Annotated in this window: 17 protein-coding genes; 9 read left to right on the forward strand and 8 right to left on the reverse strand. The window is 70.9% G+C overall.

The window, feature by feature from the left end; all coding sequences use genetic code 11:
- Positions 1–16 precede the first annotated feature (16 nt).
- The 3 genes from GEV10_21450 (at position 17) to GEV10_21460 (ending at position 1,362) form a co-directional block, all read left to right on the forward strand.
- Positions 17–280, forward strand: a complete 264-nt coding sequence (locus GEV10_21450) for a hypothetical protein (protein MQA81015.1) — start codon at positions 17–19, stop codon at positions 278–280.
- Between the two features lie 81 nt (positions 281–361).
- Entirely contained in the window at positions 362–922 is a 561-nt protein-coding gene (locus GEV10_21455) for a hypothetical protein (GenBank protein ID MQA81016.1), read from the forward strand.
- A complete protein-coding gene (locus GEV10_21460) occupies positions 919–1,362 on the forward strand; it encodes a hypothetical protein (protein MQA81017.1) in 444 nt (147 codons plus the stop codon). Before GEV10_21455 ends, GEV10_21460 begins: the two co-directional genes overlap by 4 nt.
- Before the next feature lie 141 nt (positions 1,363–1,503).
- Here GEV10_21460 and GEV10_21465 read toward each other — a convergent pair whose 3' ends face one another.
- Both GEV10_21465 and GEV10_21470 read right to left on the reverse strand, forming a co-directional pair.
- Positions 1,504–2,196 carry a ferric iron reductase gene (locus tag GEV10_21465; GenBank protein ID MQA81018.1) on the reverse strand — a complete coding sequence of 231 codons (693 nt, stop codon included), beginning with the start codon at positions 2,194–2,196 and terminating at the stop codon, positions 1,504–1,506.
- Positions 2,197–2,288: 92 nt separating this feature from the next.
- The gene (locus tag GEV10_21470) at positions 2,289–3,458 is read right to left on the reverse strand and encodes a LacI family DNA-binding transcriptional regulator (GenBank protein ID MQA81019.1); all 1,170 of its coding nucleotides are present in this window, start codon (positions 3,456–3,458) and stop codon (positions 2,289–2,291) included.
- On the opposite strand from GEV10_21470, the gene GEV10_21475 reads away from it, so the two are divergent.
- The 3 genes from GEV10_21475 (at position 3,457) to GEV10_21485 (ending at position 6,604) form a co-directional block, all read left to right on the forward strand.
- On the forward strand, positions 3,457–4,284 hold the full coding sequence (locus GEV10_21475) for a hydrolase (GenBank protein MQA81020.1): 828 nt from the start codon (positions 3,457–3,459) through the stop codon (positions 4,282–4,284). The two genes, GEV10_21470 and GEV10_21475, sit on opposite strands and share 2 nt — an antisense overlap.
- Positions 4,285–4,415: 131 nt before the next feature.
- Positions 4,416–5,762: an MFS transporter gene (locus tag GEV10_21480; protein ID MQA81021.1), complete on the forward strand. Its 1,347-nt coding sequence runs from the start codon at positions 4,416–4,418 to the stop codon at positions 5,760–5,762.
- The gene (locus GEV10_21485; GenBank protein ID MQA81022.1) at positions 5,759–6,604 is read left to right on the forward strand and encodes a carbon-nitrogen hydrolase family protein; all 846 of its coding nucleotides are present in this window, start codon (positions 5,759–5,761) and stop codon (positions 6,602–6,604) included. The genes GEV10_21480 and GEV10_21485 overlap by 4 nt, the downstream gene beginning before the upstream one ends.
- 27 nt (positions 6,605–6,631) lie before the next feature.
- Here GEV10_21485 and GEV10_21490 read toward each other — a convergent pair whose 3' ends face one another.
- From GEV10_21490 to GEV10_21515, 6 genes are all read right to left on the reverse strand, one after another.
- Positions 6,632–7,654 (reverse strand): ATP-binding cassette domain-containing protein, encoded by a 1,023-nt coding sequence (locus GEV10_21490; GenBank protein ID MQA81023.1) that lies wholly within the window; start codon positions 7,652–7,654, stop codon positions 6,632–6,634.
- A complete protein-coding gene (locus GEV10_21495; GenBank protein MQA81024.1) occupies positions 7,647–8,663 on the reverse strand; it encodes an ATP-binding cassette domain-containing protein in 1,017 nt (338 codons plus the stop codon). Before GEV10_21495 ends, GEV10_21490 begins: the two co-directional genes overlap by 8 nt.
- A gap of 112 nt (positions 8,664–8,775) precedes the next feature.
- A complete protein-coding gene (locus tag GEV10_21500) occupies positions 8,776–10,038 on the reverse strand; it encodes a threonine synthase (protein ID MQA81025.1) in 1,263 nt (420 codons plus the stop codon).
- A complete protein-coding gene (locus GEV10_21505; protein MQA81026.1) occupies positions 10,035–10,937 on the reverse strand; it encodes an ABC transporter permease subunit in 903 nt (300 codons plus the stop codon). Before GEV10_21505 ends, GEV10_21500 begins: the two co-directional genes overlap by 4 nt.
- Complete coding sequence (locus GEV10_21510; protein ID MQA81027.1) at positions 10,934–11,929, reverse strand: ABC transporter permease subunit; 996 nt, start codon at positions 11,927–11,929, stop codon at positions 10,934–10,936. Before GEV10_21510 ends, GEV10_21505 begins: the two co-directional genes overlap by 4 nt.
- Positions 11,926–13,485, reverse strand: a complete 1,560-nt coding sequence (locus GEV10_21515) for an ABC transporter substrate-binding protein (protein ID MQA81028.1) — start codon at positions 13,483–13,485, stop codon at positions 11,926–11,928. Before GEV10_21515 ends, GEV10_21510 begins: the two co-directional genes overlap by 4 nt.
- A gap of 92 nt (positions 13,486–13,577) precedes the next feature.
- Here GEV10_21515 and GEV10_21520 point away from each other — a divergent pair, with 92 nt between their 5' ends.
- Genes GEV10_21520 through GEV10_21530 form a run of 3 tightly spaced genes read left to right on the forward strand, consistent with a single transcriptional unit; the run spans position 13,578 to position 16,533 of the window.
- On the forward strand, positions 13,578–14,378 hold the full coding sequence (locus GEV10_21520; GenBank protein ID MQA81029.1) for a helix-turn-helix domain-containing protein: 801 nt from the start codon (positions 13,578–13,580) through the stop codon (positions 14,376–14,378).
- Positions 14,375–15,436 (forward strand): serine hydrolase, encoded by a 1,062-nt coding sequence (locus tag GEV10_21525; GenBank protein MQA81030.1) that lies wholly within the window; start codon positions 14,375–14,377, stop codon positions 15,434–15,436. Before GEV10_21520 ends, GEV10_21525 begins: the two co-directional genes overlap by 4 nt.
- Complete coding sequence (locus tag GEV10_21530) at positions 15,436–16,533, forward strand: amidohydrolase/deacetylase family metallohydrolase (protein MQA81031.1); 1,098 nt, start codon at positions 15,436–15,438, stop codon at positions 16,531–16,533. Before GEV10_21525 ends, GEV10_21530 begins: the two co-directional genes overlap by 1 nt.
- Positions 16,534–16,632 lie beyond the last annotated feature (99 nt).

A 16,632-nucleotide genomic window follows, 5' to 3' on the forward strand; every position in this document is an offset into this window, starting at 1 on the left:
TCGGGGAAGGACACATGTGAGCGCACTCGACGACCTGCAGGCGGGGGCTCAGCAGGCCAGGGACGGACTCGACGACCCGGAACGGCTGTTGGCCGAGGTCGCGTCGGCGACCGACGACACCGCGAAGCAGTTCGCCGCCCTCGGCAACGAGGAGATCGCCCAGGTGCTCGCGGTCGCCGCGAAGGACCACGTCGATACGATCAGGGAGGCCCTGGCCGCCGCACGTGACGGCTTCGATTCGCTCGTCGCGAGCTACGAACAGGCCAAGGGCACCGGTTGACTGCCGCGCCAAGCGGTACCCACAACTGGATCACGTGACCCGTCGGTCGTCCGGAGCGAACAGCCCGCTCATCGCGATGACGTGAAGGCGGTCGGCTACGGTCCGGGCGACGCGATGATGGCCGTCCCCCGGCGGTACGCCGGCATGAACGTGCATCGCGAGCGGTCGGGCGACCGCGGCTCGTGGAACACGGCACTGCACACGCCGGAGCCGGGTGCCGTGTACGTCGTCGACGAGCAGTTCCTGTACGTCACCGACGAACGCGGCCGGGTGGAGCACGTCGAGGGCTGGCTCGGCCACGACGAGGGCACGGTGACCGATGCCGGGCGAGTGCGGCCCGCGGCCGGTGCGGCCGGCAGTTCGTGGCGGCTGGAGATCGGCGAGGGCGGCCACCTCGTCGCGACGAAGGTGAGTGGCGGACGTCCAGGCACCGACATCGTCGCCATGACGCGAAAGCTCGACGGTGCCCGGTCGGCGAACTGGCGGACGATGGAGAGCGAGTGGGCGGCCCTTCGACGTCGTGGTGAGCAGGTGCATGCCACGATCGACGTGGACTACACGGGCCGGAGCAGGAGAGCGAACTTCTTCCAGGTCTCCTACCGGCATCAGGGCCGCGAGTACATCAGGGAGTTCGATCGATGACCGACGTCCCGAACCAACGCACCGAGATCTACCGCGAGATCTTCGCGGAGATCTCAGGCTGGCTCGACCGGGGCTGGACCGAGTGCACGGTCACCAGTCGGCGCGTCGCGGGATACGCCCAGATGGATCTGGTCACCGTCCACGAATCCGGCAACTCGGAGCAGCCGCACGTCCAGGGCACGGGACTGAGCCGCCAGCTGCGCACGCTGCGCGAGCTGATGTACGAGCCAGGTAAGGGTGCGTGGTTCACCGCCGTCCTCCGCTTCGAGAGCGGCGGGAGGTTCTCCGCCGACTTCGACTACGACAACGAGCCGACCTGGCACGACGGGATCTCGCCACTGAGCTACGTCGACGAGGTCGAGCGGTTCCCCCGCGATCCCGAGCACACCCCCGACTGGCTGCGCGACCGGCTCGCGGAGGCGGCCCGATCCGACGGGTAACGAGCTACCCGCCGACAGGTCGTCGACCGTCACGGCCGTCTTCGCGAGCACGCTGCTGCCCATCGTGATTCGGGGGTTTCCATCGCCTGCAGCATGTGGGAACCCCCGACTCACGATGTCACCACCGCGGCCCGGTCGCCGTCAGGCCAGGACGCAGTCGCCGCAGAGGCCGCCGCCGGGCACGCGGTAGAAGAGGCAGCAGCTGTGACGGCGGTACGTGGGCGGTGACGCCGTCAGGTCGGCGTCGCCGGCGCCGCGCAACGGCGGCCAGTCGAGCAGCGGACCGCCGAGCGCACGTGCCGCGGCATTCAGGGGCGTCTCGGCGAGTACGCGCAACGTTCCCATGAGCGCGGACGCGACGTTGCCGGTGAGGATGGTCGCGGAGACGCCCGTCGAGGTGCGCAGCGCCGACGCGAGCGGGTCGAGGTGCCTGTCCAGGACGGCCGACGCGATGAGCTCGGCCGCCGGCCGCTCGGTCGCCGGCCGCTCGGCCGAGACCGACGGTGCCGGTGTCACCAGGAGCAGCTCGACAAGGGACAGCTCCGTTGTCCGCCACCACAGGGTCTCGGGATCCAGCGGCGGCACGTCACCGCCGGTCAGCGTGCGGCCGAGGGCGGCCGACCACAGGCGCGCGGCGTAGCCCTGGTGCAGGATCGACGCCGCCACCCGCCGCTCGTGGGTCGCGAGCCGTTCCTGCGTGACGTCGAGCAGCCCGCCGAGTGCGGAGCCGGCGTAGAGCGACTCGGTCGTACGCCAGCCGCCGTCGTCCGGCGGCGCATCGCGGACGGGCAGGGCGAAGTAGCCGCCGAGGTCGTGCAGGGCGTCCGCGTCCACCCGGACAGTCTCGCTCAGTCCGCGGCGGGAACGAGGTCGGTCCGCCGTCGACCGGCTCGGGTGATCCGCGATCGCGTATCTGCCGCTGCTCACTAGGTCCGCGTTGTCGACTGCCGCACGTACAGGTGAGGCTGCACCACCGGACGTTGCACCGGGGGTGGGTCGCCGGCGAGACGGTGGAGCATCAAGGCGACCGTGGCCATCCCCAGTTCCTCCAGGGCCAGGTCTACCGAGGTGATGGGTGGGGTGTTGCCTCTCGTGTACTCGCTGTCGGTGAGGGCCGCGAGCATCAGGTCGCCGGGCATGTCGATGCCGACCTTCTCCGCGGTCTGCGCAATGCCGGCGGCGAAACGGCTGGCGGCGGCGATGATGGCGTCGGGACGCCGGGGGCCGGTCAGGATCGGTTCGATGAGCTTCGCGGCGCCGTCGACGCCCTCGCCTTCGTACAGGCTCTCGTGGTGCGGCTTCATCCGGCGGCGTTTCGCCCACGCGACGTAGGTCTCGCGCGCGTGCCGGTTCCAGGCGTTGTCCTCCGTACCCGTCAGGAGCATCACCCGCCGCGCGCCGTTGTCGTGCAGGTGCTGCAGCAGCTCGGTGACGGCCGTCGACGTGTCCAGGACGACGCTCCAGGGGAAGTCCGGGCGGTCGGTGTCCTCGTCGACGGTCACCACCGGGATGTCGCGGCGGAGCAGCTGTTCGAGCACCTCGTCGCCGCGGTACGGGTGGGCGACGATGCAGCCGTCCATCGGGATGCTCTGCACCGCCGGGTCGAGGATGTCCGGCACGTGCACCAGGCCCATCTTCTGCTCCAGTACCGCCGTGGCGATCGCGCCCAACAGTCGGGTGAACGTCTCCGTACGGGCCATCGAGCCGTGGACGGCGTCGCGCGGGCGCAGGATCAGCCCCACCAGCCCCGACCGTCCCGTGCGGAGCGCTCTGGCGGACGGGTTCGCGCCGTAGCCGAGCTCCTCCGCGGCGGCCATGATGCGTTCCTTGGTGGCGGCCGAGATGGTCCTGCGGCCCGACAGCGCGTGCGACACGGTGCTGATCGAGACCCCTGCGCTCGCGGCGACGTCGCGGATCGTCACGCGCCCTCTCGCCACCTCGTCCTCGGACACGCGACGCACCTCGTCCCCACGGTCGTGACCTGACTCCGCCGGGTAGTGGGCTTGACCCACCGCGGCACCGTCGTCATCATAGGCGAAAGGTTTTGACTCAAAACGTTTTGACACTTCGACACGCACACCTGAGGAGGCGGGCATGGCCGGACTCGGCATGGCGGTCGCGCAGTTGCTCGCCGTCCCCGACGTCGAGAAGAACCTGCGCAGGATCGAGGAGCTCGCGGGCGACGCGGCGGCGCAGGGAGCCGAGGTCGTGGTCTTCCCCGAGGCCGCGATGTACGCCTGGGACGTCACGGCCGCCGACCTCGCCGAGGCGGCCGGCGAGGCCGGCGCGTTCACCGAGGGTCTCGCCGGCGTCGCCACGGCGGCCGGCGTGACGCTGATCGTCGGCATGTTCGCGCCCGCGCCCGGCGGGCGGCCGCCGTACAACCGCATGGTCGTCGTCGGTCCCGACGGCGCCGTGCGGGACGCGTACGACAAGGTGCATCTGTACGACGCATTCGCCTTCCGCGAGTCCGACAAGGTCACTCCGGCGGCGACGACGCCCGACCTCGCCGAGCTGCGTACGGTGACGGTAGGCGACTTCACGCTCGGCCTGCAGAACTGCTATGACCTGCGCTTCCCCGAGATGTCGCGCGCGCTCGTCGACCGCGGCGCGGACGTCCTCGTGATCAGTTCCGCCTGGGTCAGCGGCCCGGACAAGGAGATGCACTGGGAGACGCTGCTGCGCGCCCGGGCCATCGAGAACACCTGCTACGTGGTGGCGTCCAACCAGTCGCCCCCCGCGTCCGCCGGGCTGAGCATGATCGTCGACCCGCTCGGTCACATCGCCGCCACGTGTATCGGCGTCGAGGGGCTCGCCGTCCACCGGCTGCGACCAGATCACCTCCGCGACGTACGCGCGCTCGTGCCGACGCTGCGGCACCGCCGCTACGACGTCGTCGCGCGTACCGCCGACCGTCCCTGACCCTCCGATCCTGAGGAGGACCTGATGACCGTGTGCCCCGCCGACCTCCTCCGCTCCGCTCCTCGCTCGGTTGTCGCCCGGGCGCTCAATCCGCTCCGGACCGCTGCGATGCTCGCTACGGAGGTCGGCTCATGACCATGCGCTCCACCACACCACGCCACCACGGCACGAAACGCGTCGTGACATCGGCCGCGATCGGCCAGTTCGTCGAGTGGTACGACTTCGTCGTCTACGCCTACACGGCGTCGGTCGTCGCCACCCTGTTCTTCCCAGCCGAGGACAGGGCTGCGTCGCTGCTGGCGACGTTCGCCGTCTACGCCATCGGCTTCGTGATGCGACCCGTCGGCGGCTTGGTGTTCGGCCATCTGGGCGACCGGGTCGGACGCAAGGGCGTGCTCGCCGTCATCATCCTGCTCATGGGCGGCTCGACCGCGCTGATCGGCCTGCTTCCCACGTACGAGACCGTCGGCCTGCTCGCGCCGATCCTGCTCGTCGTGTGCCGCCTGCTTCAGGGCATGTCGGCCGGCGGTGAGGCCATGGGCTCCAACGCGCTCGTCGCCGAGCACGCACCCGCCCACCGCCGCGGTCTGTACGTCGGCTTCACCTACTCGTTCGCCAACCTCCCGGCGGTCTTCGCCGGCCTGTTCGTACTGCTGCTCACCAACGTGCTCACCGCGCAGGCGTTCGCGTCGTGGGGCTGGCGCATCCCGTTCGTGCTCGGCGGCGTGCTCTCCCTGGTGGGTCTCTACATCCGCACGCGGGTGGACGAGTCGCCCGCGTTCGAGGTCACGCGTGCCGCCGACCGTGTGTCGCGCGCACCTATCGTCGGCGTGCTGCGCGACCATCGGCGCGCGCTCGGCTTCGCCTTCGCGATGGCAGCCCTGTCGGGTCTCGGCTTCTACTCGCTCACCGGCTACTTCGCCACCTACCTGTCGGAGTCGGTGGGACTGAGCGGGAACGCCTCGCTGATCTCCAACAGCATCGCGCTCACCGTCGCGTTCGTCACGATGCCGCTCGCCGGCCTGGTGTCCGACCGCGTCGGACGCCGACCGATGATGATGGCCGGCGCGGCGCTCAGCGCGGTGTTCGCGATCCCCGCCTACCTGCTCGCCAGTGCCGGCACGCTCGGCACCGCCGTCGCGGGACAGTGCCTGCTCGCGCTCACACTCGGCATCTTCTTCGGTCCGGTCGGCATCGTCTTCCTGGAGCTGTTCCCGACGCGCACCAGGTACAGCGGCGCCGCGATCGGCTACAACACCGCGTACGTCGTCTTCGGCGGTACGGCGCCGCTGGTCGGCACCTGGCTCGTGGACGTCACCGGCAGCCTGCTGGCGCCTGCGGTCTACATGGCGGTGCTCGCCGCGGCCGTTTTCGTCGTGGCCCGCCGGCTCCCCGAGTCGTACCGCAGTTCCCTCGTCCACTCCGAGGACGCCTCGACGTCCGAACCGGCGCCGCAACCGACTGGAGAAAGCCGATGACAGCCGACACGCTCACTGTCTCCTGCGTGCAGTTCACCGCCTCGGACAACGACAAGGAGGGCACGGTCAAGACCTGCCTCGACCTGATCGACCAGGCGGCGGAGCAGGGCGCGAAGCTCGTGGTTCTGCCCGAGCTGTGGACGGGCCTCGGCTTCTCGACACCCACCCGCTACCGTGACATCGCCGAGCCCGTCCCCGGCCCGACGACGGACCTGCTCGCCGGCAAGGCGCGCGAGCACGGCCTGCACATCATCGGCTCGCTGTACGCCGAGACCGGCGACGGGCACTACGAGAACCTCACCCCTGTCATCGACCCGACCGGACGCATCGTCGGTTCGTACGCCAAGACGCACCTGTTCGACGCTCCCGACCGAGTCGACATCAAGAGCGGCATCCGCGAGTCCGCGAAGGTACGGGCGGGCGACGACCTCCCCGTCTTCGACACCGCACTCGGGCCGATCGGCGTCAGCGTCTGCTCCGACCTGCGATTCCCCGAGGTCTACCGCGTGCTGACGCTGCGCGGTGCGCGCATCATCGTCTGCGCCTCGGCCTTCCTCAGCCCGCGCCTCGACCACTGGGAGTTCTTCGTCCGCGCCCGCGCGACCGAGAACCAGGTCTTCGTCGTCGCGTCGGGACAGGTCGGCACCGAGCCGGCCAGCGGCATCAGCTTCGTCGGCCGGTCGATGATCGCCGATCCGTGGGGCACGATCGTCGCCACCGCATCCGACGTCGACGGCGTCGTCACCGCCCACCTCGACCTCGGGCTGATCGAGGTCATCCGCAGCCGCTACCCGTTGCTCGACCAGCGGCGTCCCGAGCTGTACGGCGACATCGTCCGCTGAACCGACGGCCCACCCGGACAGTGTGGCTCAGCCCGCCGCTGGAGTGACGAGGTCGGCCGTCCGTGCCACCGGGAAGAAGCATGCCGCCACGTGGTCGACGGCCTCCTGCTCCATGAGCGCCGGACGCTCCGCGGCACATTCCTCGCGCGCGACCGGGCACCTGGTGCGGAACGTGCAGCCGGACGGAGGGTCGGCGGGGGAGGGCGGGTCGCCGTAGAGGACGATGCGCCGCCGGGCGCGCTCGCGCTCGGGATCCGCGATCGGCACGGCCGACAGCAGCGAGTGGGTGTACGGGTGTCGCGGCCTGGTGAAGAGCGCCTCGGTGTCGGCGAGCTCGACCACACGCCCGAGGTTCATCACCGCGACGCGGTCGGCGATCTGCCGCATCACCGAGAGATCGTGCGAGACGAACAGGTACGCGAGGCCGCGCTCGCGCTGCAGCCGCTTGAGCAGGTTCATGATCTGTGCCTGGATCGAGACGTCGAGCGCGCTCGCCGGCTCGTCGCAGATCACCAGCTTCGGCTCGAGCGCGAGCGCGCGGGCGATGCCGATCCGCTGGCGCTGGCCGCCGGAGAACTCGTGCGGGAAACGGTCCTGGGCCCACGCGTCGAGCCCGACGGCCTCCAGCAACTCGGTCACCCGGGTACGCAGGACGCCGCGGCCGGCGCGTCCGCGCGGCACCTTGCCGTGGGTCACCAGCGGCTCGGCGACGATCTCGCCGACGCGCATGCGTGGGTTGAGGCTGGCGTACGGGTCCTGCAGCACGACCTGCATGTCCTGCCGGACGCCGAGCAGCTGCCGTTGCGAGAGCCGGGTGAGGTCGCGGCCGTCGAACACGATCGTGCCGGCGGTCGGGTCGTAGAGGCGCAGGATCAGCCGCGCGAGCGTCGTCTTGCCGCAGCCGGACTCCCCGACCAGCCCGAGGGTCTCGCCCGGGTAGACGTCGAGCGACACGTCGTCGACGGCCACGACCGCCGAGCCCGCGCCGCCGAACGGGCCGGCGGTGAACTCCTTGCGGATGTTGCGCAGCGAGAGCAGTGGCTCAGTCATGGGCACGTCCTGCGAGGGCACGGTGACGGTCGAGCTCGCCGTCGGGCAGGAGGCACGCGGCGGCGTGGCCCGGCGCGCGCTCGCGCAGCGGCGGCACCTCGTCCGCGCAGGCCTCGAACGCGTACCCGCACCGCGGTCGGAAGCTGCAGCCGGACGGCAGGTCGAGCAGGTTGGGCGGGATGCCGGGGATCGGGTCGAACGGCGCGCCGCCCGGCACGTCGGAACGCGGCATCGACCGCAGCAGCGACAGCGTGTACGGCATCTGCGGACGTTCGAAGAGGTCGTCGACGCGTGCCGACTCGACCGGCCGCCCGGCGTACATGACGAGCACGTCGTCGGCGGCCTGCGCGACGATCCCGAGGTCGTGGGTGATGAGCACGATCGCCATGCCGAAACGGTCCTGCAGGTCGGCGAGCAGCTCCATGATCTGCGCCTGCACGGTGACGTCGAGCGCCGTCGTCGGCTCGTCCGCGATGAGGATCTTGGGCTGACACGCGAGCGCCATCGCGATCATCGCGCGCTGCCGCATGCCGCCGGAGAACTGGTGCGGGTACGCGCCGGCGCGGCTCTCGGGATCGGGGATGCCGACCTCGCGCAACGCCTCGACGGCGCGCAGCCGCGCCTCGTGCCTGGAGAGGTCCTGGTGCAGCCGGAGCACCTCGACGATCTGCGCGCCGATCGTCTTCACCGGGTTGAGGCTCGTCATCGGGTCCTGGAAGACCATGGCGATGTCGTTGCCGCGCACCCGCCGCATCTCGCGTTCGGAGAGGCGGAGCAGGTCGCGGCCCTCGACGACGATCTCGCCGCCCGCGTACACGCACGGCGGTGTCGGGTGCAGCCGCAGCACGGACAGCGCCGTCGCGGTCTTGCCGCTGCCCGACTCGCCGACGACGGCGAGCGTGCATCCCGCCTCGACGGCCATCGACACGCCGTTGACGGCGCGGACGGTGCCGGTGTCGAGTCGGAACTCCACCTGCAGGTCGCGGATCTCCAGCAGCGGCGCGGTCATCGATCCACGCTCCCGCTTCCTCGCTCGCCTCCGGCGGGTGCCGCGACAGCGTGGTCTGTGGTGCGGCGGGTGACGCGGCCCCCACCTCCGGCTCGCTCGTCAGCTCCTGAGCTCACGGGCGCCCCCGAACGGGTTCACCGAACAGCTCGAGCAGCGCCCTGGGGTTGGCGCGGACGACGCCGCTGGGCGGCGGCGCCGCCTTGACGAGCGCGTCCGGCTGCTTCTGCGCGGACCCGGTGACGACGGCGACGACGGTCTCGTCGTCGGCGACCCAGCCCTGCGTCCGCGCCCGCAGCAGCCCCGCCACCGACGCCGCGGCCGACGGCTCCGCCGCGACGCCCTCGCGGCCGAGCAGGCGCATCGCCTCGAACAGGTCGCGGTCATCGACGGCGACTGCACGCCCGCCGGACTCGTAGATCGCCCGCAGTACGCGCGTCCCGCCCTGGATGGGCGCGTCGCCCGCGATGCTCTGCGCGACCGTCAGGCTCGCGTCGCCGTGGGCGCCCGCGATCGTCTGGCCGTCCTGGAACGCGCGCACGAGTGGCGCGGACGCCGCCGGCTGCACGCCGATCATCCGGGGCAGCCGGTCGATCACGCCCATCCGCTGGAGCTCGCGGAAGCCCTTCCACGCGCCCCAGAGCCCGCCGCCGGTGCCGACGGGATGCACCATCACGTCGGGCGCACGCCAGTCGAGCGCCTCGCAGATCTCGTACGCGTACGTCTTCATGCCCTCGTGGCGCACGGGGTTGATGAAGTTCACGAACGAGTAGAAGCCGGCCTCGGCGAGCGCGCTGACGCTGGCGAAGATCTCCAGGCTCGACCGGTAGCTCAACCGCATGACGCGCGCGCCGTACAGGCTGATCGCCGCGACCTTCGTGTCGTTGGCGGAGTCCTCGACGAGCACGGTGGCGTTCATGCCCGCGCGCGCCGCGTACGTCGCGAACGACGCGCCCGCGTTACCGGAGCTGTACGTGAACGCCTCGCTGACCCCGAGCGCCTGCGCGAAGCCGACGGCGATCGAGAAGCCGCGGTCCTTGAAGCTGCCGGTCGGCATCAGGGTGTCGTTCTTCACCAGCAGGCCCGGGATGCCGAGGTGGTCGCCGAGGCGCCTGGTCGTCAGCAACGGGGTGTCGCCCTCGCCGAGGTACAGCGGGACGGTGTCGTCGGGCACGGGCAGCAGCTCCGACCACCGCCACACGCCGAGACCCCGCCGGCCCGCCGCGCGGTCGAGGAGGTCGCGTGACGCACCGCTCAGGTCGTACTCGATCTCGAGCAGACCACCACAGGCGTCGCACAGCAGGGCAGGACTGTGCATCGGCGTGTGCGCGTGGCAGTCGTCGCACACGTAGTGCGTCGCCCTTCCGGTGGGGCTCATCGGGTGTACGCCTTCGGGTCGGCGACGTCGCGCAACATGTCCCCCGTCACGTTGATGGCGAGTGTGGTCAGCATGATGGAGATGCCGCTGAAGACGGCCACCCACCACGCCGTCCGCAGGTACAGCTGGCCGTCGGCCAGCATGCTTCCCCAGGTCGGGATGTCCGGCGGCACGCCGAGACCCAGGTAGCTCAGCGAGGCCTCGGCGACGATCATCGCCGCGACCTGCAGGGTGCCGATGGTGGCCATCGGCGCGACGATGTTGGGCACCAGGTGCCGCGTCATGATCTGCCAGCCGTTGTCGCCTATGGCCCGCGCCGCGACGACGAACTCGCGCGACCGCAATGACAGTACCTCCGCCCTGACGACGCGTGCGTACGCGACCCAGCCGGTGAGCCCGAGGACGAGGATGAGGTACCACAGGCTCGGCCCGAGTACCGCGATGATCGCGAGCGCGAGCAGGATCGAGGGGAACGCCAGCTGCACGTCGGCGAGCCGCATGAAGACCTGGTCGCGCCAGCCGCGGTAGTACCCCGTGACGACGCCGATCGCCGTGCCGACGATCCCGGAGAGCAGCGTCGCCGCGATGCCGACGAGCAGCGAGACCCTGGCGCCGAAGATGATGCGGCTCAGCACGTCGCGGCCGAGCTTGTCGGTGCCGAGGACGTACCCGGGCTCGCTGCCGTCGTCCCAGAACGGCGGCCGCAGCTTGAGCTCGAGATGTTGCGCGTTCGGGTCGTGCGGCGCGATGAACGGCGCGAGTACCCCGACGATCACGACGACGACGAGGATCGCGAGGGCGACCTTGGCGGCGTGGTTGCGCCGGAGCGCCCGCCGTACGGCCCCGAGCATGGTGGGCGACCCGCGCCGCGGCGGCGCCGTGGTGGTGGCGGTCGTCATGTCAGCCTCACCCGCGGGTCGAGGAAGGCGTACGACAGGTCGACGAGCAGGTTGACGAGCACGAAGACCGCGGCGAGGAACAGGATCGTCGCCTGCATCAGCGGGTAGTCGCGATACGTGATGGCCTCGATCGTCAGCCGGCCGACGCCCGGCCAGGAGAACACCTGCTCGGTGAGGATCGCGCCGCCGAGGAGGCTGCCGACCTCCAGGCCGATGACGGTGACCACCGGCAGCGACGCGTTGCGCAGGCCGTGCGAGGCGACGACCTTCCACGTGGCGAGACCCTTGGCGCGCGCCGTGCGGATGTAGTCCTCGCCGAGGACCTCGATCAGCGACGAGCGCAACAGCCGCGCGATGATGGCGGACGAGTACAGGCCGAGCGTGATCGACGGCAGCACGAGGTTGGCGAACCCGCCCATGCCGGACGCGGGGAACCAGCGGAGGTTCACCGCGAACACCAGGATCAGCAGGATGCCGACCCAGAACGCCGGCGTCGACTGCCCCACGAGCACCGCGGCCATGACCGAGGTGTCGGTGCTGGTGCCACGGCGCAGCGCCGACACGATGCCGGCCGGGATCGCCAGCACCAGGGCGAACACGAACGCACCCACCGACAGCTGGAGCGTCGCGGGCAGCCGCTCCAGGATCACGTCGAGCGCGGGCCGGTGGTAGAAGAGCGACTGGCCGAGGTCGAAGCGCACCAGGCCCGTCATGTACGAGACGTACTGGTCGAGCAGTGAACGGTCGAGGCCGAGCGTGGCGCGCAGCGCGTTCTCCTGCTCGAGCGTCGCGTCGGGCGGCAGCATCTGCCGCACCGGGTCACCGGACAGCCGGACGAGCAGGAACGACACGGTCGCGACAAGGAACAGCACGAGCACCGTGTGCCCGAACCGCTTGCCGATGAACAGCCACAGCGCCCGGTCGCCGATGCCGCCGGTGGTACGAACCCGGCGTGCGGTCGGTGGTGGTGCGGTCGCGGCGCCTTCGGTCATGCCTTCCCTAGCTTGGCGTCCGCGAAGGCGAGCGTGCCGTTGGCGTTCATCTTCCACTGCAGGCGGTTGTTCCGCGCATAGACGTTGCTGGTCTGCCAGAGGTAGAGGAACGGTGCCTCGTCCTTCATCAGCTCCTGCAGCTTGCGGAAGGCCACCTTGCGGTCGCCGGAGTCGATCGTCTGCTCCTCGACGTCGACGAGCCGGTCGGCCTCCTTGTCGTCCCAGCGGCTCTGCCGGCGGTCGTGCCTGATGAACGACTGCAGGTTGCTCTCGGCGTCCATGGTCCAGCCGGTGTTGCCGGAGAAGTACATCGGACCGAGCGCGGCCTTGTTCTCCGACACGAGACGCGACTTGAACGTCGCCGCGTCGAGCAGCGACACCTCGGCCTTCACCCCTGCCTTCTCCAACTGGCCGGAGATCGCCTGCGCGATGTCCTTGTCGAGGGACGACGCGGAGAGCTTGGTGCTGAAGCCGTTCGGGTAACCCGCCTGCGTGAGCAGGCTCTTCGCCTTGGCGAGGTCGTGCGTGAACGCCTCGATCGCGGGATCGAAGCCGAACGCCTGGCGCGGGATCAGCGTCGGCGTGCGCTGCGCCGCACCGTTGAGGACCGACTTGATGAGCGTCGGGACGTCGAGCGCGTGGTTGAGCGCCTGGCGCACCTCCTTCTTCGCCAGCGGGCCGCCGCTCAGCGTGTCGAGGGAGACGAAGAACGTGCGAATGCCCGGCGAGGTGACGATCTTCAGGTCGGGCGCGTCGCCGAGCTGGTCTGCGGCGTCGGGCGTCAGGCCCGAGACCATGTCGAGCTGGCCGGACTGCAGTGCGGCGAGTGACGACGACGGGTCGGGCATGATCTTGATGACCAGCCGGTCGACGGCAGGCTTGCCCTTCCAGTACTTCGCGTTGGCCTTCATCGAGACCTCGCTGTCGCGCTTCCACCTCTCGAAGACGAACGGCCCGGTGCCGACGGGCTTCTCGGCGAACGCGGCGTCGCCCTTCTCCTTGACGTACTTCGGCGGGATGATCACGCCGCCGAACAGCGAGACCTTCTGCGGCAGGATCGGGTCGGGCTCGCTGGTGACGAGATCGGCGGTGTACTCGTCGACGACCTTGACGTGGGTGACGTAGCGAAGCTCGACGATCGGTGACTGCGTCTTCGGGTCGACGAGCCGCTCGATGCTGAACTTCACGGCCTCGGCGTCGAACGGCTCGCCGTTGTGGAACGTCACGCCCTTGCGCAGCGTGAACCGCCAGGCCTTGTCGCCGATCGGCTTCCAGCTCGTCGCGAGCCCGCCCACCAGCTTGTCGTTGGTGTCGCGCACCGTGAGCGTGTCGAAGATGTTGATCAGCACGTGCATCGACGGCAGGTCGCCGTGCTTGTGCGGGTCGAGCGTGGTCGCATCCACCGCCTGGGAGACCCGCAGCTCGTTGCCGGCCTCGCTCGCGGGGTTGGCGTCGCCTGCGCAGGCCGTCAGGACGCCGGGCATCGACACGCCGAACGCGGTGACGCCGCCGATCTTCAGCAGGTCGCGCCGGGCGAGCGTCGGGTGGTCGGTCATGAGCTTTCTCCTCTGCTCCCCGCTTGCGTGCCGAGGCACATTTCGTATCGTGAAACGGCGTCCTGTATGGTTGAACGAATATCTCCCGAGGTGTGCGAACACGTCAAGAGCGGGGGCAGCGGATGGCGATGAACTCGGTGGAGAAGACGCTCGTCGTGCTGCGCGCGCTCTCCACCCCGGACCGGCCGCGCAAGCTGGCCGACCTCGCCGGGAGCACCGGCATCAACAAGACGACGCTGCACCGCATCCTGCAGGTCTTCACGGCGCAGGGGTACGCGGTCACCACCGGCGACGGCAGCTACGCGTCCGGCCCCGCTCTCGTCGCGCTCGCGGGTGCGACGCTCGCCGACCGCGACCTCGGTGCGGTCGCGCGCCCGATCCTGGACAACCTGCAGCGGCAGACCAGGCACACCGCGCACTTCGCCGTCCGCAGCGGCACCGTGGCGGTCTACCTCGCGAAGGTCGAGTCGCAGGAGCCGTACCGCATGGCGTCGCGCGTCGGCATGCAGATCGCCCTGCACTGCACGGCGATCGGCAAGGCGATCCTCGCGGGGCTGCCCGACGACGAGGTGCGCGCGATCGTCGCCGCGACCGCGCCGCTGATCAGGCACACGAGCGGCACGATCGTCGACGACGCCGCGCTCGCGGGCGAGCTCGCCGCGATACGCGACCGCGGCTACGCGATCGACGAGGAGGAGAACGAGCGCAACGTCCGCTGCGTCGGCGCCGTCGTCCGCGACAGCGCGGGCACGGCGATCGGCGGCGTCAGCGTGTCCGCGCTGACGTTCGCGCTCCCGCCGGACGACGTCGAGCTCATCGGACCGATGGTGGTGGCGGCCGCCGACCGGATGTCCCGGGCGATGGGTGCGCCGCCGAGGGGAGGAGCCGCATGAACAGGGATCCCGCGGACGTGCTCGACCGCGCGCGTACCGAGCGGGTGTTCTCCGGCGCGGCGTGGGCGGTGGGTCGTGGCGACGGCGTCGTGGCGAGCGGGTATGTCGGCACGCTCGCGTGGGACGGCCCGCCGGTGGCGTCCGACACGCTGTGGGACCTCGCCTCGGTGACCAAGCCGATCGTCGGGCTCGCGGTGATGGCGCTGGTCGAGGACGGCGCGCTGAGTCTCGACGAGCCGGTCGCGGCGCACCTCCCCGAGTACGCGTCGACCGACAAGGCCGACCTCACGGTGTACGACCTGCTGACCCACACGTCCGGCATCCCGGGGCAGCAGCCGCTCTGGCGCGAATGCGCGACGGCCGAGGAGCTGTGGGACGCGGTCGCGCGGCTGCCGGTGCGGTTCCCGGCCGGCACCGACGTCGAGTACACCTCGCAGGGGTTCATGATCCTCGGCCGGATCGCCGAGCAGGTGTCCGGCCGGCCGCTCGACGCGCTCGTCGCGGAGCGGGTGAGCGGGCCGGCGGGCATGACGAAGGCGACGTTCCTGGTGCCCGCGGCCGATCGGGTGCGGGCCGCGGCGACCGAGGACTGTCCCTGGCGAGGCCGTGTCGTGCAGGGCACGGTGCACGACGAGAACGCCGAGATGCTCGGCGGCGTGGCCGGGCATGCCGGCATGTTCGCGACTCTCGCCGACGTCGTGGCGCTCGGCCGGAGCCTGTGCCGCGGCGGCGCGGGACCGTACGGTCGGGTGCTCGCCGAACGCACGCTCGCGGTCATGACCGAGCCGCGCACCGACCACCTGCCGCTGCGTCGCTCGCTCGCATGGCAGGGCAGGGACCCGCACCGATCGAGCGCGGGTGACCTGCTGACGCCGGCGGCCTACGGCCACACCGGCTTCACCGGCACCAGCCTGTGGGTCGACCCGGTGCTCGACGTGTTCGTCGTGCTGCTCACCAACCGGGTGCACCCGCGTCGCGACTCCGACGCGATCGCGGTGGTGCGGCGGCGCTTCCACAACGCCGCGGTGACGGCCGCGCTCGACGGGAAGGTGACGTGATGCTCGACGAGCCGATGCGGGTGGTCGACCCGGACGGCGGGTCGCGTACCGCGGTGCTGCGCAAGGGATCCGGCGACACCGTGACGCTCACCGGTGCCGACGGCCCGCCTGGCGACCTCGTGATCGGCCCGGGCTGGGTCGATCTGCACGCGCACGCGTACGACGGCATGACGTCGCTCAGCCTGCGGCCCGACGACATCGGCCTGCGGACCGGCGTGCACCTCCTCGCCGACGCGGGCAGCGCCGGCCAGGCGACGCTCGACGGGCTGGTGCGCTACGTCATGCCGCAGGCGCGCGTACGGATGCGCGCGTGGCTCAACATCGGCTCACACGGCCTCGTCGACATGCGCGAGACGGCGCACATCTCGCTCATGGACGTCGACGCGACCCTCGCCGCGATCGCACGGCACCCCGACGTGGTGTGCGGGGTCAAGGTGCGGTCGAGCGGCGCGATCGTCGGCGCGATGGGCCTGCAGCCGCTGCGGCTCGGACGGCTCGTCGCGCGGGAGGCCGGGCTGCCGCTGCTCGTGCACATCGGCGAGGCACCGCCGCTGGTCGAGGACGTGCTCGACCTGCTCGACGGCGGCGACGTCGTCACCCACTGCTTCCACGGCAAGACCGGCACGCCGTGGCGTCCCGACGGCCGGCCGGTGCCTGCTCTGGCGCGCGCGCTCGACCGCGGCGTGCTGCTCGACGTCGGCCACGGCGCGATGGGCTTCCGCTTCCCCGTCGCCGAGGCCGCGGTCGCCGCCGGCTTCGCGCCGCACACGATCAGCACCGACCTGCACGTCCGCAACGTCCGTGGCCCGGTGCACGACATGGCGACCGCGCTCACCAAGCTGCTGGCGTGCGGCATGCCGCTCGACGACGTCGTCGCCGCGGTCACGACGAGTCCGCGCCGGATCCTGCGGATGCCCGAGCCCTGGCTCGGTGCCGACGGCTCCGTCCGCCACGCGACGGTGTTCCGGCTCGCCGCCACCGCCGACCGCACCTACCGCGACGCCGCGGGCGAGACCCGTACCCCCGACCGCCACCTCGTCCCCGTCGCCACCATCGTCCTTCCGCGTCTGAGTTCGTGCACCACTTCCTGGTTCTAATACCCGGCCACTGGACGGCTACGTTGATCACCGTTCAGGAGGTAGGAAGTGTCGCAACCGAACTCGGGTCGCAAGCCGCGCAAGCGGCTGGCGCCGTCG

This window comes from Streptosporangiales bacterium (assembly GCA_009379955.1).
Taxonomy (GTDB): domain Bacteria; phylum Actinomycetota; class Actinomycetes; order Streptosporangiales; family WHST01; genus WHST01.